Source organism: Micromonospora auratinigra, from assembly GCF_900089595.1.
In the GTDB taxonomy this organism is placed as follows: domain Bacteria; phylum Actinomycetota; class Actinomycetes; order Mycobacteriales; family Micromonosporaceae; genus Micromonospora; species Micromonospora auratinigra.
Genome location: NZ_LT594323.1, coordinates 3,707,803 through 3,726,162, shown reverse-complemented (window position 1 = coordinate 3,726,162; position 18,360 = coordinate 3,707,803). Strand labels below are relative to the sequence as shown.

Below are 18,360 nucleotides of genomic sequence, written 5' to 3'. Positions count from 1 at the left end.
GCGGACATGCGCGCTCAGCTCACCGGGACCGCCCCGGACGACGCCGCGCCGGACGGACCGGACCTCGGGCACCACGGGGACGCCGAGGCGACCCCCGGCCTGGTCGACCTGGCGGTCAACGTCCGTCGTGCCCCGATGCCCGACTGGCTCGCCGATCCGCTGGTCGCGGCGCTGGGCGGGCTGGCCGCGTACCCGGACCCCGCCCCGGCCCGCGCCGCCGTCGCTCACCGGCACGGGCGACCCCCGGAAGAGGTACTGCTCACCGCCGGCGCGGCCGAGGGTTTCGTGCTGCTCGCCCGGGCGCTCACCGGGGCCCGCCGGCCGGTGGTGGTGCACCCGCAGTTCACCGAGCCGGAGGCCGCGCTGCGGGCCGCCGGCCACGCCGTCGAGCGGGTGCTGCTCGACCCGGCCGACGACTTCCGGCTCGACCCGGCCCGGGTGCCCGCCGACGCCGACCTGGTGATGATCGGCAACCCGACCAACCCCACCTCGGTGCTGCACCCCGCCGGGGCGCTCGCCGCGCTGGCCCGCCCCGGCCGGGTGCTGGTGGTCGACGAGGCGTTCGCCGACACCACGCTCGCGCCCGGCGTCGACGGCGAGCCCGAGTCCCTCGCCGCCCGCCGGGACCTGCCCGGCCTGGTGGTGCTCCGCAGCCTCACCAAGACCTGGGGGCTGGCCGGGCTGCGCGTCGGCTACCTGCTCGGCGACCCGGCGGTGCTCGCCCGGTGCGCCCGGGTCCAGCCGCTCTGGGCGGTCTCCACGCCGGCGCTCGCCGCCGCCACCGCCTGCGCCTCGCCGGCCGCCGTCGCGGCCGAGCGCGCCATCGCCGCCGGGCTCGCCGCCGACCGCGCGCACCTGGTGGACCGCCTCTCGGCCCTGCCGGGGGTACGCGTCGTCGGGCCCCCGGCCAGCGCCTTCGTCCTGATCCACCGGCCCGGCGCGGCCGGCGTACGCGAGCGGCTGCGCGAGCGCGGCTGGGCGGTCCGCCGGGGCGACACCTTCCCCGGGCTGGGCCCGGACTGGCTGCGGATCGCGGTGCGCGATCCGGCGACCACCGACGCGTTCACCGACGTGCTGGCGGAGATCCTGGAGGCATGATGCTCGAGTCCACCGTCGCGGCGATCCGGCCGCTCGACGAGGCCGCGATGGCGGCGGCCCGCGAACTCCAGGGCCGGCTGACCAAACCGGCCGGCTCCCTCGGCGCGCTGGAGCCCCTCTCGGTACGCCTCGCCGGGCTGGCCGGCTGCTGCCCGCCGCCGCTGCCCGAGCCGGCCGCGGTGGCCGTCTTCGCCGGTGACCACGGCGTGCACGCCCAGGGCGTCACCCCGTGGCCGCAGGAGGTCACCGCTCAGATGATCGGCAACTTCCTGGCCGGCGGGGCGGTGGTGAACGCGTTCGCCCGGCAGGCCGGCGCGTCGGTCACCGTGGTCGACGTCGGGGTGGCCACCCCGCTGCCGCTGGACCCGGCCGCTGCCGAGCCGGCCGCCGCTGCCGGCCCGGCGGTCGCCGCCGGTCCGCGGCTCGTGGCGGCGAACGTCCGGGCCGGCACCCGGGACCTGTCCGTCACCGCCGCGCTCACCCGGGACGAGGCCCGGGCGGCCGTGGAGGTGGGCATCCGGGTCGCCGGGGAGCTGATCGGCGGCGGGGCACGGATCCTGCTCACCGGGGACATGGGCATCGGCAACACCACCCCGGCCGCCGCGCTGATCGCCGCGTTCGCCGGCGTCGACCCGGCCGCCGCCACCGGGCGCGGTACCGGCGTCGACGACGAGACGTACCGGCGCAAGGTCGGCGTGGTGCGGGCGGCGCTGGACCGGCACTCGCCCGACCCGACCGACCCGCTCGGCGTGCTGGCCGCGCTCGGTGGGCTGGAGCACGCCGCCCTGGCCGGGCTGATCCTGGGCGCCGCCGCCCGCCGGGTGCCGGTGCTGCTGGACGGCGTGATCGCGGTCAGCGCCGCGCTCGCCGCCGCCGCGTTCGCGCCGGACGCGGTCGGGGCCATGGTGGCCGGGCACCGCTCGGCCGAGCCCGGGGCCACCGCCGCGCTGCGGCACCTCGGCCTCGACCCGCTGATCGACCTGGGGCTGCGCCTCGGCGAGGGCACCGGCGCGCTGCTCGCGCTGCCGGTGGTCACCGGCGCGGTCCGGGTGCTGCACGAGGTCGCCACCTTCGACTCGGCGGGGGTGGCCGAGAAGTGACCGGTAATCCGTACCCGCTGGGGTTGCGGCTGGCCGGCCGGCGGGTGGTCGTGGTGGGCGGGGGAGCGGTCGCCACCCGCCGGGTCCCCGCGCTGCTCGACGCGGGCGCGGACGTGCTGCTGGTCTCGCCCGAGCTGACCCCGGCGCTGCGGGCCCACGTGGACGCGGGGCGGCTGCACTGGGAACCGCGCCGGTTCGCGCCCGCGGACCTGGACGGCGCCTGGCTGGTCCAGGTGGCGGTCGACGACCGGGTCGCCGCCGCCGCGGTCGGTGCCGCCGCCGCCGAGCGCCGGATCTTCTGCGTACGCGCCGACGACCGGGTGGCCGCCACCGCGTGGACCCCGGCGGTGACCCGGCACGGCCCGGTCACCGTGGCCGTGCTCGGCGGTGGTGACCCCCGCCGCGCGATGACCGTCCGCGACGCCGTGCGCGACCTGTTGAGCGCGCGCCCCGACCGGTCCGCCGTCGGCGCCGAAGGTGCGCCCGGCCGGGTGGCGCTGGTGGGGGCGGGGCCGGGTGACCCCGAGCTGATCACCCTCAAGGGCTGGCGGCTGCTCACCCGGGCCGACGTGGTGGTGGCCGACCGGCTGGTGCCCGGGCTGCTCCTCGACGAGCTGCGCCCCGACGTCGAGCTGGTCGACGCCTCCAAGATCCCGTACGGCCCGTCCCGCACCCAGGAGGAGATCAACCGGATCCTGGTGGACCGGGCCCTCGCGGGACGGGCCGTGGTACGCCTCAAGGGCGGCGACCCGTACGTCTTCGGCCGGGGCGGCGAGGAACTGCTGGCGTGCGCCGAGGCGGGCGTCCCGGTGACCGTGGTGCCGGGCGTGACCAGCGCCATCGCCGTACCGGCGGTGGCCGGGGTGCCGGTCACCCACCGGGCGGTGGCGCACGAGTTCACCGTGGTGTCCGGGCACGTCGCGCCCGACTCACCGGCCTCGCTGGTGCGCTGGGAGGCGCTCGCCGGCCTGCGCGGCACGCTGGTGATCCTGATGGGCCTGAAGAACCTCGCGGCGATCGCGGCCACCCTGGTCGCCCACGGGAAGTCGCCGGAGACCCCGGCCGCGGTGATCCAGGAGGGCACCACCGCCGGCCAGCGCACCCTCCGCTCGACCCTGGGCGCGGTCGCCGCCGACGTCGAGGCGGCCGCCCTGCGCCCACCCGCCATCGTCGTCCTCGGCGACGTCGTCGACGCCCTCACCCCCTGACGCCTCCACCCGCCCCCGCCCGAACGGGACCTCTTTCACGGAAAGAGTGGCTATCCGAACTCGGATAGCCACTCTTTCCGTGTTTCAGCGAGCAGCCGCGTGCCAGGGCGGCGCTCGGGTCACTGCTTGAGCATGTTGTCCAGCAGCAGGGCGCAGCGGATCAGGCCGAGGTGGCTGTACGCCTGCGGGTGGTTGCCCAGGCCGCGCTCGGCGAGCGGGTCGTACTGCTCGGGGAGCAGCCCGGTCGGGCCCGCCGTGTCGATCATCTGGGCGAACAGCTCCTCCGCGTCGGTCCGCCGGCCGGTGCGCAGGTACGCCTCGATCAGCCACGACGTGCAGATGTGGAAGCCGCCCTCGCGGCCGGGCAGGCCGTCGTCCCAGTGGTACCGGTAGACGACCGGGCCGCTGCGCAGCTCCGCCTCGATCTTGAGCACGGTGGAGAGGAAGCGTGGGTCGTCCCCCGGGAGCAGGCCGGACAGGCCGATCCAGAGCGACGAGGCGTCCATCTCGTCGTACCCGTACGCGACGCTGTACGCCTCGGCCTCCGGGTGCCAGCCGTGCTCCAGCACGTTCGACCCGATCCGGTCGCGCAGCTCCACCCACTCCGGCCGGTCCTCGCCGCCGTGCTGCCGCACCACGTGCAGCGCCCGGTCGACGGTCATCCAGCACATGACCTTCGAGAAGATGTGGTGCCGGGGGGTGAGGCGGGCCTCCCAGATGCCGTGGTCGGGCTCGTGCCAGCGGCGGCGGACCGCCTCGACCATGTTCTCCAGCACCCGCCACTCGTCGTCGCGCACCGAGCCCCGGGCGTCGGCCACCGCGGCGATCAGGTCCGCGATCGGGCCGAAGACGTCGAGCTGGAGCTGGTGGTTGGCGAGGTTGCCGACCCGGACCGGCCGGGAGCCGGCGTACCCGGGCAGGGTGTCGATGACCGCCTCGGCGCCCAGCTCGTAGCCGTCGACGGTGTAGAGCGGGTGCAGCCGCTCGGGGTGCCCGCCGGTCCGCTCGACCACGCCGTCGATCCAGCGCAGCAGCCCCTCGGCCTCCTCGGTGGAGCCGAGGTCGACCAGGGCCCGCGCGGTCATCGCCGCGTCCCGCAGCCAGCAGTAGCGGTAGTCCCAGTTGCGGACGCCGCCCAGCTCCTCCGGGAGCGAGGTGGTCGCCGCGGCCAGGATCGAGCCGCTCGGCTGGTGGCAGAGCCCGCGCAGGGTGAGCGCGCTGCGGGCCACCAGGTCACGGCCGGTGGCGGGCAGCCGCAGCGAGGCGACCCAGTCCTTCCAGGGCCGCTCGGTGGCGTCCTGCCGCTCGTGGATCGGCAGCCGGTGGTGCTCCAGGCTGTGCGTGCCGAAGCGCAGCTCCAGCACCACCTGGCCGCCGGCGGCCGAGAGGTCGGCCACCGCCCGGGCGCTCTCGAAGCCCGCGTCGTTGGTCACCTCCCACTGCACGCCGGGGGAGTAGAGCGCGACGGGCTCGTTGGAGCCGAGCACCAGCAGGCCGTCGTCGAGCGGCTGGAGCTGCACCTGGACCTGACCGAACTCGGGGCGCGGGGCGAACTCCACCCGGGCCCGGCCGGTGCCGCTGAGCACCCGGACCAGGGTCGAGTCGCCGGTGACGACCGTTTCGCCGTCCGGGGTGGTCTCCCGGGCCGGCAGGTCGAGCCAGTCGGTGACGGTCAGCCCCGACCAGCGGGTCTCCACGGTCATCGTGCCGTTGCGGTAGCGCTGGCCGAGCGGGATGCCGCCGCGCTCCGGACCGACGGTGAAGTGCCCGGCCGGGCTGCCGCCGACCAGGTCGGCGAAGATCGCCGCCGAGTCGGGCTTCGGGTGGCAGAGCCAGGTGATCTTGGCTTCCGGGGTCACCAGCGCCACGGTCCGGCCGTTGGCCAGCATCGAGTGCCGCTCGATCGGCACCGCCCGCTCGCCGAAGAGCCAGTGCCGCCGGGTCTCCAGCAGCAGCCCCAGCGCCCGGGCCGCCTCGATCGGCTCGGCCACCCGGTAGTCGGCCCGGGTGTCCCCGGAGCCGATCTTGATGCCGACGTCCGGCCCGTGCAGGTTGCCGAAGGCGTTCTCGTCGGTGACGTCGTCGCCGATGAAGAGCACCGCGCTGGCCGCGAGCTGGGTGCGGAGCTGGTCGACGGCGGTGCCCTTGTGGGTGGCGACCACCGACAGCTCGATGACCTCCTTGCCCTGGGTCACCGTGACGTCGTCCCAGGTCGCCGGCCCGCTCCGGACCGCCTCGACGGCGGCTGCGGCGATCTGCGGGTCGACGCCCCGGGTGTGCACCGCGACGCTGGCCGGCTTGCGCTCCAGCCGGACGCCCGGGTGGGCGGCGGCGATCTCGCGCAGCTCGCTGCGCAGCCGGGTGCGGACCGCGATCAGCTCCGGGGTGAGCCGCTCGACGAAGCCGATGTCGAACTCGGAGCCGTGGCTGCCGACCAGGTGCACCTCGCTGGGCAGCCGGGAGAGGGTGGCCAGGTCGCGCAGCGCGCGCCCGGAGACCACCGCGACGCTGGTCTGCGGCAGCGAGGCCAGCGCCCGCACCGCGGCCACCGACTCGGGCAGCGGTACGGCCTTGCTCGGGTCCTCGACGATCGGGGCGAGCGTGCCGTCGTAGTCGCACGCGACCAGGAGCTGCGGGACGCGGGCGATCCGCCCGATCGCGGCGCGCAGCTCCGGGTCCATCACCCCGCCGTGCGCGGTGGTGGCGGGAGAGGTCATGCGGCGTCCTCCGCATCGGAGACGCCGAGCTCGGACAGGAAGGACTCGGCCCAGTGCCCCACGTCGTGGGTGCGCAGGTGACGCTGCATGACGCGCATGCGGCGGCGAGCCTCGGGTTTCTCGACGTGCACGGCGCGCAGCAGCGCGTCCTTCACCGCGTCGGGGTCGTGCGGGTTGCACAGGAAGGCCTGGCGCAGCTCTGTCGCGGCACCGGCGAATTCACTGAGCACGAGCGCGCCGCCCTGGTCGGCGCGCGATGCGACGTACTCCTTGGCCACCAGATTCATTCCGTCTCGCAGCGGGGTCACCATCATCACGTCGGCCGCGACGTACATCGCGGCCAGTTCGGAGCGACTGTACGACTGATGCAGATAATGCACCGCCGGCACGCCGACCCGGCCGAATTCACCATTAATCCGGCCGACCTCGCGTTCGACCTTCACCCGTAGTGCCTGGTAGTGCTCGACCCGCTCGCGACTCGGTGTAGCCACCTGCACCATAACCGCGTCCGGAACTGTCAACTTTCCGTCAGCGAGGAGTTCCCGGAAGGCCTTCAGCCGGAGCTCGATGCCCTTGGTGTAGTCGAGCCGGTCGACGCCCAGGATGATCGTCTTCGGGTTGCCCAGCTCCTCGCGGATCTGCTTGGCCCGGGCCTGGATCGCCGGGTCGGCGGCCATCCGCTCCATCTCCTTGGTGTCGATGGAGATGGGGAACGCGCCGGCCTTCACCTGCCGCCCGTCGACCTGGATCATCTGCCCCTCGTAGCGCAGGCCGAGCAGGTGCCGCGCCAGCCGGACGAAGTTCTGCGCGGCGAGCCGCTGCTGGAAGCCGACCAGGTCCGAACCGAGCAGGCCGCGCAGCAGTTCGGTGCGGAACGGCATCTGCATGAACAGCTCGATCGGCGGGAACGGGATGTGCAGGAAGAAGCCGATCCGCAGGTCGGGGCGGAGCTCGCGGAGCATGGCCGGGACCAGCTGGAGCTGGTAGTCCTGCACCCAGACCGTCGCGCCCTCGGCCGCCACGTCCGCCGCGGCCTCCGCGAAGCGGGCGTTGACCAGCCGGTACGCCTCACGCCAGCGGCGCTTGTAGGCCGGCGTCTCGACCGCGTCGTGGTAGAGCGGCCAGATCGTCGCGTTGGACTGGCCCTCGTAGTAGCGCTCCAGTTCCTCGGCGCTCAGCGGCACCGGGTGCAGCCGGATGCCCTCCAGGTCGAACGGCTCCGGCGCGGCGCCGGTGCCGCCCGCCCAGCCGACCCAGGTGCCCCGGTGCTCGGCGAGCACCGGGTGCAGCGCGGTGACGAGGCCGCCGGGACTGCGTCGCCACTGCCGTCCCTCGGGTGTGCTCACCTCGTCGACCGGCAGTCGGTTCGCCACTACGACAAAGGAGCTACGGACGGTCACGATCGGCCACCTCCGGGTACTGACGGGTCCACCGCGATGAGCGTACTGAGCGTAGCTGCGGCGTCTGATCCCCCGTGCCGGACTTACCTACCCGTCCCAGATCCGCCGAACCCCTGACCGTGATCTTGCCGACAGTCGGTGCCGGCGGCGCGGCGCGGGTGCCGGCCGGGGCGGGGCGATGTGGGCGGAGCGGGCCGTACCTGTCAGGATTGAGGATGGCGTGCCCGCGGCCGGCTCCCGGCCGGCGGCGGCGGGCGGAGGTCGATGCCCGCGCCCGCGCCCCACCAGCTCGCGATCGCAACCGACGGAGGTAGCCCGCACCGTGGCCCAGTTCATCTACGTCCTGGAAAAGGCGCGCAAGGCGCACGGCGACAAGGTCGTGCTCGACAACGTGACGCTGAACTTCCTGCCGGGGGCCAAGATCGGTGTGGTCGGTCCGAACGGCGCCGGTAAGTCCAGCCTCCTCAAGATCATGGCAGGCTGGGACCAGCCGAGCAACGGTGAGGCCCGGCTGATGCCCGGCTTCACCGTCGGCATGCTCGCCCAGGAGCCCCCGCTCAACGACAGCAAGACGGTCCTCGGCAACGTCGAGGAGGCGGTCGCCGAGATCAAGACGAAGCTGGACCGCTTCAACGCCATCGCCGAGCAGATGGCCACCGACTACTCCGACGAGCTGATGGAGGAGATGGGTCGGCTCCAGGAGGAGTTGGACAACGCCGACGCCTGGGACATCGACTCCAAGCTCGAGCTGGCCATGGACGCGCTGCGCTGCCCGCCGCCGGACGCCGACGTCACCAAGCTCTCCGGTGGTGAGCGCCGCCGGGTGGCGCTCTGCAAGCTGCTGCTGGAGGCGCCCGACCTGCTGCTGCTCGACGAGCCCACCAACCACCTGGACGCGGAGAGCGTGCAGTGGCTGGAGCAGCACCTGGCCAAGTACGCCGGCACCGTCATCGCCATCACCCACGACCGGTACTTCCTGGACAACGTGGCGAACTGGATCCTGGAGCTGGACCGCGGCCGGGCCTACCCGTACGAGGGCAACTACTCCACCTACCTGGAGAAGAAGGCCGCCCGGCTGGCCGTCGAGGGCCGCCGCGACGCCAAGATGAAGAAGCGCCTCTCCGAGGAGCTGGAGTGGGTGCGCTCCAACGCCAAGGCGCGGCAGACCAAGTCGAAGGCCCGGCTGGACCGCTACGACGAGATGGCCGCCGAGGCGGAGAAGACCCGGAAGCTGGACTTCGAGGAGATCCAGATCCCGCCGGGCCCGCGCCTGGGCAGCACCGTCATCGAGGCGCACCAGCTGAGCAAGGGCTTCGGTGACCGGCTGCTGATCGACGACCTGTCCTTCTCGCTGCCGCGCAACGGCATCGTCGGCATCATCGGCCCGAACGGCGTCGGCAAGACCACCCTGTTCAAGACCATCGTCGGGCTGGAGCAGCCGACCGGCGGCGACGTCAAGGTCGGCCCGACCGTCTCCCTGTCGTACGTCGACCAGAACCGGCAGGGCCTGGACGGCGACAAGACGGTCTGGGAGGTCGTCTCCGACGGTCTCGACCACCTGATGGTGGGCAAGGTCGAGATGCCGTCGCGGGCGTACATCGCCGCGTTCGGCTTCAAGGGGCCGGACCAGCAGAAGCCGACCAAGGTCCTCTCCGGTGGCGAGCGGAACCGGCTCAACCTGGCGCTGACCCTGAAGATCGGCGGCAACGTCATCCTGCTCGACGAGCCGACCAACGACCTGGACGTGGAGACCCTCTCCAGCCTGGAGAACGCGCTGCTGGAGTTCCCGGGCTGCGCCGTGGTCATCTCCCACGACCGGATGTTCCTGGACCGGGTCGCCACGCACATCCTGGCCTGGGAGGGCGACGACCAGAACCCGTCGAAGTGGTTCTGGTTCGAGGGCAACTTCGAGGCGTACGAGAAGAACAAGATCGACCGGCTGGGCGCCGAGGCGGCCCGTCCGCACCGGGTGACCTACCGCAAGCTCACCCGTGACTGACAAGTTCGTCTACCACTGCACGCTGCGCTGGTCCGACCTGGACGCGTACGGCCACGTCAACAACTCGCGCTTCCTCACGCTCTACGAGGAGGCCCGGGTGGCGTTGATGTTCGCCGGCGGCCGGGCGTGGGGAGTGGGCTCGTTCGCCGACGGGGTGGTCATCCGCCGGCACGAGGTCGACTACCTGCGCCCGGTCGACTACGCCCTGGGCCGGGCCAGCGCGCAGGCGGCCCCCACGGTACGCATCGAGCTGTGGGTGGAGCAGCTGCGGGCCGCCTCCTTCACCGTCGCCTACGAGCTGTACGACGGGGACGTGCTGGCCAGCACCGCCCGGTCGGTGCTGGTGCCGTTCGACCTGGCCGCACAGCGGCCCCGGCGGATCTCCGCCGAGGAGCGGGCCTTCCTGCTCCGCTACGCCCCGGGGCTCGACACATGAGCGGGCACGGGCTGACCGGGGTCGCGGACGCCGGCGCCTTCCTGGCCCGGGTGGTCCGGCTGGACCCGGCCACCCTGGTCCGGCTCCGGCCGGTGCCGGGCGCGGGACGTACCGCCCTCTGGGCCCGCCTGCCGTGGGGGGTGCTGGCCGTCCGGACGGTGCCCGGGGTCGCCCCCGGGGACGTGACGGTCGCCGCCGCGGAGCTGCTCGCCGAGTTGACGGCCGGCGGGGACGCGTTGCCCCGGCGGCGGGACGACGGGTGGCGCTGGCCGTTGCCGCCGGTCGCGAGCCGGGCGGTGGAGGCGCTGCCGGCCGAGGACGTGCGCCGGATCGCCGACGCCGCCGCCGGCACGCTGCGCGAGGCGGCCACGCACGGCGTCGCGGGCCGCGCGGTGGGGCAGCGGGCGCTGCGGGACGCGCTGCTGGACCACGTGGCCGTGGTGGTCACCCCGGACGACGCGCCGGACGAGCCGGTCGAGGTGCCGCAGCGGTTGGTGCAGGGCCTGGTCCGGATGGGCTTCCTCGGCGGCGGTGAGGTGCAGGTGCGGGTGGCCGGCCGTTGGGTCGGCCTGGTCGGACCGTACGGAGCAGCCTGGTCGCGGAAGGTTGCCGAACTCAGTCTTACGCCCGCAATCGGTCGTCCGAACGGATGACCCCCGTTCGTTCTTCCGGTTTGGGGCGTCCGTTGGGGGGATGCCTCATCCCGGCTGTCCGGGTACCGTCCATCCTCGGATCCAACGCACCGTAGGCGGCTGGATCCGCTGGGGAGTGAGGTGCGCGAGCGATGCCGTGGTGGTCATGGCGCCCCGGTCCCGCCATCGGCGGCGATCCGGAAACTCGAAGCGGGATCACGGTGGATGACGGCGTCCGGTGCGGGCCGCCGACCCCCCGCCAGCCGGGGGACGACGCGGCCGTCGAGCGGCCGGTGACGGCCGACATGCCGGCCACCGTCGGCCCGGTCACCCTGCGGCGCGTCTGTGACGCGCTCGACCTGCTGGACGTGCGATACCTGGCCGACGGGGACGGCAACCTGCTGGCCATGTGGGAGCGGCACGCCGTGCTGGTCACGCTCGAAGGGCCGGACGACGAGATCCTGGTGATGCGGGCCCGTCCACACGCGACGGTGCCGCCGGACTGGGCCGACCGGGCCTACCGGGTGGTCAACGAGTGGAACCACACCCGACGGTTCTGCAAGGCGTACATCGGTGACCCGACCGAGCGCGGTCAGCTGCCGATCTACGCCGAGCTCCAGGTCCCGCTGGGGGCGGGTGCCCACGACGCGCTGCTGGTCGAGATGCTCGACTGCGGCGCCGCGGTGGCCACCACCTTCGTGGACTGGCTGCACGACGAGGGTGCCCTGCTCTGACCGGAGGCCGGCCGGGGCCCGGCCCCGGCCGTACCGCCGTGCTCGTCAGGCTCCCGCGCCCGGGTCCTCCGCCACGTTGACCAGGAAGTACGCGGCCCGCTCCAGGTAGTCCCAGAGCGCGGCGGCGATCTCCGGCGGCAGGTCCAGCCGGTCCACCGCCCGTCGCATGTGGTAGAGCCAGGCGTCCCGCTCGGCGGCCCCGATCCGGAAGGTGGCGTGCCGCATCCGCAGCCGCGGGTGCCCGCGCTGCTCCGAGTAGGTGTGCGGGCCGCCCCAGTACTGCATGAGGAAGAGGGTCAGCCGGTCGGCCGCCGGGGCCAGGTCCTCCTCCGGGTACATCGGCCGCAGCAGCGGGTCGGTGGCGACGCCGGCGTAGAACTCGTCCACCAGCTTGCGGAAGGTGGGTTCGCCGCCGACCGCCTCGAACAGGGTCATCGACTCGCCTGGGGAAGTCACCGCTCCATCCTGCCAGGTACGGACGGCCGACGACCGCCGCCCGTCGGCCGGGGCGGCTCAGGTCACCGCGTGCCGGTGCCGCCCGTGCTCGGTGGACTGCTCCCCGCCCGCCACCGGCGCGCCGGCCCGGCCCGCGAAGCGCCGGGGCGGCTCGTCCGGCGTCGCCGGGTCGTTGGCCCGCTGGGCCGCCTCGACCGCGGCGTCGACCTGCCGCCCGTCCGGCCAGCTCAGCGCCGCCACCAGCATCAGCACCACCCCGGCCGCGCTCCACAGCCCGACCACCAGGGGGATGCTGAAGCGCTCGCCGAGCGCGCCGGTGACCAGCACCGCGAAGCCCTGGATGAGCTGCATCCCGGTGGCCATCACCCCGAACGCCCGGGCCCGGTAGCTGTCCGGCAGGGCCTGGACGAAGAGGCCGTTGGCCGCCGGCACCAGGCCGGCGACGGCGAACCCGCACGCCGCCGCGAGCAGCGCCACCACCAGGGGGGACGGATCCAACAGCGCGGGCACGAGCATCGCCGGGGCGAGCACCGCGAGCGGGCGCATCAGGGCCAGCCGACGGGCCGGGCTGAAGAGCCGGGCGACCACCAGCCCGCCGACCACGTAGCCGACCGGGTTGGCGGCCATGATGATCGCCTGGGCGGTGCCGCCGGCGAGGTCGCCCCGGCGCTCGGCGGCCCATGCCGCGGCGAGGCCCTCCGGCACGATGGAGAAGAGCGCCGAACTGAAGACCAGCACGGCGATGGCCCGCAGCACCGGCTGGCCGAAGACGATCTGGAATCCCTGCCCGGTCTCCCGCAGCAGGTGGCTGCGGTGCGCGGCGCGCATCGCCGGGGGCCGGTCGCGCAGGCCGAACCGGACCAGCAGCGCGGACACCGCGAAGGTGGCGGCGTTCAGCAGCAGGGCGGCGGCCGGGCTGAACGCCGCCGTCACCCCGCCCAGCAGATAGCCGAGGACCTGCGCCGCCTGGCCGGCGGTGGCCTGGAGGGAGAGCCCCACCACCAGCCGGTCGCCGTGCAGGATCTGCGGCAGGACCGCGGACCGGGCGGCCTGACTCGGCGGGTTGGCCAGGGTGGCGGCGAAGATCAGGACGAAGATCGCCCAGGTCGGCATCCAGGGGAGCGCGACCAGCACCATCAGCGCCATCCGGATCAGGTCGCAGACCGCCATGACCTCCCGGTAGCGGTGCCGCTCGGCGATCGTGGCGAGCAGGGGACCGCCGATCAGCCAGGGCAGGTAGCTGGCCGCGAACGCCGCGGCGGAGAGCGCCACCGACTCGGTCTCCCGGTAGACCAGCACGGCGACGGCGGCCTTGGCGACGTAGTCGCCGATCCAGGACAGGGCGGTGGCGGTGAAGAGCGCGCGGAACTCGGCCTGCCCGAACACGTCGCGAAAAGTGGCCGGGCCCTCCGGGGCAGGTCGCTCGTCGGACACCGTCGCCTCCATCGTCCGTGGTGCGACCACTCGTGATGGCCGGACCCCGGACAGTCGTCAGATCTACGGATCAGCGAGGACACGAACACGCTCCGATTGGAGCGTGTGCACCGGATTCTGCCCGATGGTCTGGACAACTGGCTAGGGTGAACGGATTGATCGTCGCATCTCCGACTGAACGAACGGACGATACCCGAGGGGCCGCGCGGCGCGGAAGCCCCGAAATCGTCCGCGTCGATTGCCCTGGTCGGCGGCTCAGGTGGCGCCGCCGGTGCCCGTCTCGCCGGGGGTGGAAACGGGCAGCGGCACCCCCGGATAGAGCCGGGCCGCCGCGATCCGGGCGGTGATGCCGGAGTTCTCCAACGCCTCGGCCAGCCGGCGGCGCAGCTCGCGCCCCACCGCGAACTGCCCGTCGGCGGTCGTCTTCACCACCGTCCGGATGACCGCGCCGTCGACCGTGATCTGCTCGACGCCGAGCACCTCCGGTTCCTCCACGATCTGCGGGGCCAGCTCCGGGTCCAGCGCCACCGACGCCGCCGCCGTACGCAGCACCGCGTTGGCCTCCTCGGTGCCGGCGAAGCCGATCGGCAGGTCGACCACGACCAGCGCCCAGCCCTGGCTCTTGTTGCCGACCCGGACGATCTCGCCGTTGCGGATGTACCAGAGCACGCCCCGGCCGTCGCGGACCGTGGTGACCCGCAGGCCCACCGACTCGACCACCCCGGTCGCCTCACCCAGGTCGACGGTGTCGCCGACGCCGTACTGGTCCTCGATCAGCATGAAGAGGCCGGCGATCAGGTCCTTGACCAGGCTCTGCGCGCCGAAGCCGAGGGCCACGCCGGCGATCCCGGCGCTGGCCAGGAGCGGGGCCAGGTCGAAGCTGAACTCCTTCAGCACCATCAGCAGGGCGATGCCGAAGATGAACGCGGTGACCATGCTGCGCAGCACCGAGCCGATCGCCTCGGCCCGTTGCCGCCGCCGTTCCGGCACGAACTGCTCCGGGTCGAGCGAGGCGCTCGGGATCCGTTCCCGCAGCGGCCGGAGCATGGTCGGCACCGCGCCCTCGTGCGTGGTCCGGACCAGCCGGTTGATCGTCCGGTGCAGCGCCCACCGGGCGGCGACGGCGAGCAGCAGGATCAGGATGATCCGCAGTGGCTTGAGGACGATCCAGTAGCTGCCCTCGGCGAACCAGGCCGAGCCGGTGATCTCGTAGACGTTCTTGCACCACGGGTCGGTGCGGCAGTCGACGGACGGGCTGGGGCTGGGGTCGGCGGCGGCGCGCAGGGCGAGGAGCGTCAGGTCGGCGGAACTCACCCTGCTTTCGTACCGCACGGCGGTCGTCCGCCGAGCGGTGACCCACCCGTCGGCCGGCCGGTGGTCCACCGGGACGGAACCGGTCATCGTGCCACGCGTCGAAAAAGCTTCACGAGGTACCCGGGATTAGTGCGTGCAATCCGGGGCGCGATCAGGGACTATTGGCGCAACGGACGTCGGTGGTCCCGACCGGCTCCGGTGTCGATCCCCGCTGCCCGCGGGGCGGGCGCCGGTGCGACAGCGGCGGGAGCGGCTGGACCGGGAGGGTGAGCACGATGCCTGACATACGACCCACGGCGGGCTCCGGGGCCTTGGTGCTCAACGCCACCTACGAGCCGCTGTGTGTCGTGTCCGTGCGTCGTGCCGCGATCCTCGTGCTCTCCGCCAAGGCCGTCTGCGTGGCCGACGGCGAGGGCATCCTGCACAGCGCGCGCAACGCGCTCCCGGTCCCCTCGGTGGTCCGGCTGACCCGCTTCGTCCGGGTGCCGTACCGGACCCACGTCGGGCTCTCCCGGCGGGCCATCTTCGCCCGCGACGGCTGGCGCTGCGCCTACTGCCGGGGGCCGGCGGAGACCATCGACCACGTCTTCCCCCGCAGTCGGGGCGGCCGGCACGCCTGGGAGAACGTCGTCGCCGCCTGCGCCCGCTGCAACCACACCAAGGGCGACAAGACCCCGGCCGAGCTGGGCTGGCGGCTGAACATCCTGCCGGCGCCCCCGAAGGGGACGGCCTGGCGGGTGCTCGGGCACCGGGCGCCGGACCCGCGCTGGGCGGACTGGCTCGACCTGCGGGAGCCGGAGACCGAGGCGGCGGCCTGATCCCGGCCGTCGGCCGTCGGCCGGACCGACACCGGGCCGGCGGTCAGCGGTCACGTGCCTTGACCAGTGACGCGTAGACGACCAGGTTGTCGGCGTACCCGGTCTCGCCGCCCACCCAGCGGCCGCCGCAGGTGATCAGCCGCAGGCTCGGCCGGCTGAAGTCGCCGTACACCTGCTGCACCGGCAGCCGTTCCTTGCCGTACCGCTCGGTGCGGGTGACCTCGAAGACGGCCACCGACCGGTCGGCGCGGGTCACCTCGATCCGGTCGCCGTCGCCGAGGTCGCGCAGGTCGTGGAAGACCGCCGGTCCGGTGGTGGTGTCGACGTGCCCGACGATCACCGCCGGGCCGTACTGGCCGGGGGTGGGCCCCTGCTCGTACCAGCCGGCCTCACCGGACTTCCCGACGTCCGGCACGGCGATGCTGCCGTCCGCGGCGAGCCCCACCCGGTGCACCGGCGCGTGCAGTCGGATCTTGTCGATCGCGAGGTCGGTCGGCGGGCTGGCCGGCAGCACCGGGAACTTCTTCGGCGGCGGGCGCAGCCCGGCGGTGAGTTGGTCGGGCAGCAGGTGCACGCCGGCCACCCGGTCCAGCCCGAGCAGGGCCACGATGAGCGCCATCAGCCCGGCGACCACCAGCACCGGGGTGCCGGGTCCGCGCCGCGCCGCGTACCCCCGGGGTGCTGCCGGGCGGGTGCGGGCCGGAACCGGGGCGGCCTGCGGGTCGGCGGTGGTGACGCTGGCCGAGAAGGCGTGCCCGGCGGCCCGGGCGAACCGGCGCGACGCCCGGGACGCCACCCGCAGCCCGGCCCGGAGCCGGCACGCCGCCCGACGCCGCTGCCGGCCGGCCCGGTCGCCCGGGCCGGGGCCGGCGCGTTCCTGTCTGCCTCGTGCGCGGGCCATGGCCGCACCTCGTCAGACGCGGCTACCGGTCCTGCGGCGGGCGGTCACCCCGGCGACCACCGCCACCGCGACGAGACCACCGACGAGCAGCAGCGACCCGCTGCCCCGGCCGTCGTCGGCGGTGCCCCCGCCACCGGTGGCCGGGCCCTTGCTGGGCTGGGCCATGTTCAGCACGGTGAGCATGGTGGAAGCGGTGTTGCCGTTGGCGCAGTCGAGGTTCACCGGGTAGTCGCCGGGCGCCTTGTTGCCCGGGACGGTGACGGCCCCGGTGAGGAAGCCGTTGTCCGGCCGGAGCATCACCCGGCCGAAGGCGTCCGAGGTGACCTGGGCCTGCCGGTCGTTGTTGTTGTCGCAGCCGGCCCGGATGCTCACCCGGGTGCCGGCCTGCGCGCTGTTCGGGGTGACCTCGACGAAGACGTTCTCCCCGGCGCGGGCCGGGGTGACGGTCGTCAGGACGAACGCCGCGACCAGTCCGAGCACGCTCAGGACCGCCGAGACGGCGCGTTGTGCCACGAGCCCACGCATGATTCCCCCCTCCCGGTGCGGCGCACCGGAATCCTGCTGACGGGCAGCGGGGCCTGCTTTCCCGCTGACCCCGGGGCAAACCCCGGGTCAGCGCCGGCGGGCGGCCGGCGCGGGGGCGGCCGGCGGCAGCGGGGTGACCGGGTGCCATTCCAGCGGGGTGGAGAGGACCATCGTGCTGGACGGCTGGCCGTACGGGGCGAGCCGGTCGATGACCTGCTCGAAGTCGCCCATCGAGCCGGCCGCGACCTTGAGCATGCTGCACGCGTCCCCGGTGATCCGGTGGATCTCCATGATCTCCGGCCAGCCCGCCACCTCGGGGTCGTTGAGGATGCAGCGCGACCCGTAGCAGGACATCCGGATCAGCGCGAGCACGCTGCGCCCGGCCCGGGTCAGGTCGACGTGCGCGTGGTAGCCGGTGATCACCCCGGACTCCTCCAGCCGGCGGACCCGCTCGGCCACCGCCGGTGGGGACAGGTGCACCCGGCGGGACAGCTCGCTGTACGAGAGCCGGGCGTCGGCCTGCAGCTCGCGCAGCAGCGCCCAGTCCATGTCGTCCACGCGTGACCTTTCCTTCGTGAAGCGGAATGCGCCAGACGCCTTCCGCGTGGCAGGTCGGCCCAGCGTAGCGCCGTTGAACCGGCATTCCATCCGGCCGTCGCGCAGCGGGATCATGTCGTCTACCCCGGCGTACGGAGGGAGATGACGGTGGAACAGAGGACGGCGGTCCGGCCGGCCACCCCGCAGCAGCGGGCGGCCCGGGCGGCACGCAACGGTGGCGAACCGACGCTCGAGTTCGCCGAGCGGGTGCCCTACGACGCCTACGTGCGGGCCAGCACGCTGCACCGGCTCCAGGAACCGCTCACCGACGACCCCGGCGAGATGTCGTTCCTGATGGTCAGCCAGATCATGGAGCTCTACTTCGGGCTCACCTGCCACGAGCTGCGGCACGCCCAGCGGGAGCTGCGGGCCAACCGGATCTGGGACGCGCTGCCCCCGCTGCGCCGGGCCGCCCTGCACCTGGAGGGCCTCAACGCCGCCTGGCAGGGGCTGCGCTGGATGACCCCGGCCGACTTCAACCGGTTCCGTAACCAGCTCGGCGAGGGCTCCGGCTTCCAGTCCGCGATGTACCGCCAGCTGGAGTTCCTGCTCGGCCTGCGGGACCCGGCGCTGATCCGCCCGTTCCGCCGGCAGACCGAGGTGTACGCCGAGCTGAGCGAGGCACTGGCCGTGCCGAGCCTCTGGGACGACGTGGTCGCCCTGCTCGCCCGGCGCGGCTTCGAGATCCCGGCCGAGCTGCTGGACCGGGACGTGTCGACCGAGCACGAGGCGCACCCCGTCGTGGAGGCCGCCTGGGTGCGCGTCTACGGCGACGGCGGCCCGGACAACCACCTGCGGCTGCTGGGCGAGGCACTGACCGAGGTGGCCGAGCGGTTCGGCGACTGGCGCTGGCACCACATCAAGGCGGTGCAGCGCAGCATGGGCGCCAAGGTCGGCAGCGGCGGCTCGGCCGGCCTGGCCTGGTTGCAGCGCAGCATGGCCCGGGTGGTCTTCCCGGAGCTGTGGTCGGCCCGGACCGCGATGTGACCGA

17 protein-coding genes are annotated in these 18,360 nt (G+C 73.9%); 9 read left to right on the top strand and 8 right to left on the bottom strand.

Annotated features, from left to right (window positions below; genetic code table 11):
- The first annotated feature begins 6 nt into the window (after nucleotides 1-6).
- The 3 genes from cobC to cobA are packed head-to-tail and all read left to right on the top strand — an operon-like array spanning nucleotide 7 to nucleotide 3,406.
- A complete protein-coding gene (gene cobC, locus GA0070611_RS16490; protein ID WP_091665150.1) occupies nucleotides 7-1,098 on the top strand; it encodes an Rv2231c family pyridoxal phosphate-dependent protein CobC in 1,092 nt (363 codons plus the stop codon).
- Complete coding sequence (gene cobT / locus GA0070611_RS16485; protein WP_091673021.1) at nucleotides 1,098-2,198, top strand: nicotinate-nucleotide--dimethylbenzimidazole phosphoribosyltransferase; 1,101 nt, start codon at nucleotides 1,098-1,100, stop codon at nucleotides 2,196-2,198. Before cobC ends, cobT begins: the two co-directional genes overlap by 1 nt.
- Nucleotides 2,195-3,406, top strand: coding sequence for a uroporphyrinogen-III C-methyltransferase (cobA, locus tag GA0070611_RS16480; protein WP_091665147.1), 1,212 nt, complete (start codon nucleotides 2,195-2,197; stop codon nucleotides 3,404-3,406). Before cobT ends, cobA begins: the two co-directional genes overlap by 4 nt.
- A gap of 119 nt (nucleotides 3,407-3,525) precedes the next feature.
- On the opposite strand, the gene otsB is transcribed toward cobA, so the two are convergent.
- Nucleotides 3,526-6,123 carry a trehalose-phosphatase gene (gene otsB, locus GA0070611_RS16475; protein WP_091665144.1) on the bottom strand — a complete coding sequence of 866 codons (2,598 nt, stop codon included), beginning with the start codon at nucleotides 6,121-6,123 and terminating at the stop codon, nucleotides 3,526-3,528.
- Nucleotides 6,120-7,523, bottom strand: coding sequence for an alpha,alpha-trehalose-phosphate synthase (UDP-forming) (locus GA0070611_RS16470; RefSeq protein WP_091665141.1), 1,404 nt, complete (start codon nucleotides 7,521-7,523; stop codon nucleotides 6,120-6,122). The genes otsB and GA0070611_RS16470 overlap by 4 nt, the downstream gene beginning before the upstream one ends.
- A gap of 322 nt (nucleotides 7,524-7,845) precedes the next feature.
- Here GA0070611_RS16470 and ettA point away from each other — a divergent pair, with 322 nt between their 5' ends.
- The 4 genes from ettA to GA0070611_RS16450 all read left to right on the top strand — a co-directional run bounded on the left by ettA (nucleotide 7,846) and on the right by GA0070611_RS16450 (nucleotide 11,324).
- Entirely contained in the window at nucleotides 7,846-9,522 is a 1,677-nt protein-coding gene (gene ettA, locus GA0070611_RS16465) for an energy-dependent translational throttle protein EttA (RefSeq protein ID WP_091665139.1), read from the top strand.
- A complete protein-coding gene (locus GA0070611_RS16460) occupies nucleotides 9,515-9,958 on the top strand; it encodes an acyl-CoA thioesterase (RefSeq protein WP_091665136.1) in 444 nt (147 codons plus the stop codon). Before ettA ends, GA0070611_RS16460 begins: the two co-directional genes overlap by 8 nt.
- A complete protein-coding gene (locus GA0070611_RS16455) occupies nucleotides 9,955-10,611 on the top strand; it encodes a hypothetical protein (protein ID WP_091665134.1) in 657 nt (218 codons plus the stop codon). Before GA0070611_RS16460 ends, GA0070611_RS16455 begins: the two co-directional genes overlap by 4 nt.
- A gap of 131 nt (nucleotides 10,612-10,742) precedes the next feature.
- Nucleotides 10,743-11,324, top strand: coding sequence for a type III secretion system chaperone family protein (locus GA0070611_RS16450; RefSeq protein WP_091665132.1), 582 nt, complete (start codon nucleotides 10,743-10,745; stop codon nucleotides 11,322-11,324).
- Nucleotides 11,325-11,369: 45 nt separating this feature from the next.
- On the opposite strand, the gene GA0070611_RS16445 is transcribed toward GA0070611_RS16450, so the two are convergent.
- The 3 genes from GA0070611_RS16445 to GA0070611_RS16435 all read right to left on the bottom strand — a co-directional run bounded on the left by GA0070611_RS16445 (nucleotide 11,370) and on the right by GA0070611_RS16435 (nucleotide 14,615).
- Nucleotides 11,370-11,759 (bottom strand): globin, encoded by a 390-nt coding sequence (locus tag GA0070611_RS16445; RefSeq protein ID WP_091665129.1) that lies wholly within the window; start codon nucleotides 11,757-11,759, stop codon nucleotides 11,370-11,372.
- Nucleotides 11,760-11,837: 78 nt separating this feature from the next.
- Nucleotides 11,838-13,226: an MFS transporter gene (locus GA0070611_RS16440; RefSeq protein WP_091665127.1), complete on the bottom strand. Its 1,389-nt coding sequence runs from the start codon at nucleotides 13,224-13,226 to the stop codon at nucleotides 11,838-11,840.
- Between the two features lie 243 nt (nucleotides 13,227-13,469).
- Nucleotides 13,470-14,615: a mechanosensitive ion channel family protein gene (locus GA0070611_RS16435; protein WP_231921144.1), complete on the bottom strand. Its 1,146-nt coding sequence runs from the start codon at nucleotides 14,613-14,615 to the stop codon at nucleotides 13,470-13,472.
- A 188-nt stretch (nucleotides 14,616-14,803) separates the two neighbouring features.
- Here GA0070611_RS16435 and GA0070611_RS16430 point away from each other — a divergent pair, with 188 nt between their 5' ends.
- Nucleotides 14,804-15,346, top strand: coding sequence for an HNH endonuclease (locus tag GA0070611_RS16430; protein WP_091673017.1), 543 nt, complete (start codon nucleotides 14,804-14,806; stop codon nucleotides 15,344-15,346).
- Nucleotides 15,347-15,389: 43 nt separating this feature from the next.
- Here GA0070611_RS16430 and GA0070611_RS16425 read toward each other — a convergent pair whose 3' ends face one another.
- The 3 genes from GA0070611_RS16425 to GA0070611_RS16415 all read right to left on the bottom strand — a co-directional run bounded on the left by GA0070611_RS16425 (nucleotide 15,390) and on the right by GA0070611_RS16415 (nucleotide 17,330).
- Entirely contained in the window at nucleotides 15,390-16,247 is an 858-nt protein-coding gene (locus tag GA0070611_RS16425; RefSeq protein ID WP_091665124.1) for a class F sortase, read from the bottom strand.
- Nucleotides 16,248-16,259: 12 nt separating this feature from the next.
- The gene (locus tag GA0070611_RS16420; protein WP_091665121.1) at nucleotides 16,260-16,772 is read right to left on the bottom strand and encodes a hypothetical protein; all 513 of its coding nucleotides are present in this window, start codon (nucleotides 16,770-16,772) and stop codon (nucleotides 16,260-16,262) included.
- 87 nt (nucleotides 16,773-16,859) lie between these two features.
- Complete coding sequence (locus GA0070611_RS16415) at nucleotides 16,860-17,330, bottom strand: Lrp/AsnC family transcriptional regulator (protein ID WP_091665118.1); 471 nt, start codon at nucleotides 17,328-17,330, stop codon at nucleotides 16,860-16,862.
- Between the two features lie 141 nt (nucleotides 17,331-17,471).
- Here GA0070611_RS16415 and GA0070611_RS16410 point away from each other — a divergent pair, with 141 nt between their 5' ends.
- Nucleotides 17,472-18,356 (top strand): tryptophan 2,3-dioxygenase, encoded by an 885-nt coding sequence (locus GA0070611_RS16410; protein WP_091665116.1) that lies wholly within the window; start codon nucleotides 17,472-17,474, stop codon nucleotides 18,354-18,356.
- The last annotated feature ends 4 nt before the right edge of the window (nucleotides 18,357-18,360 follow it).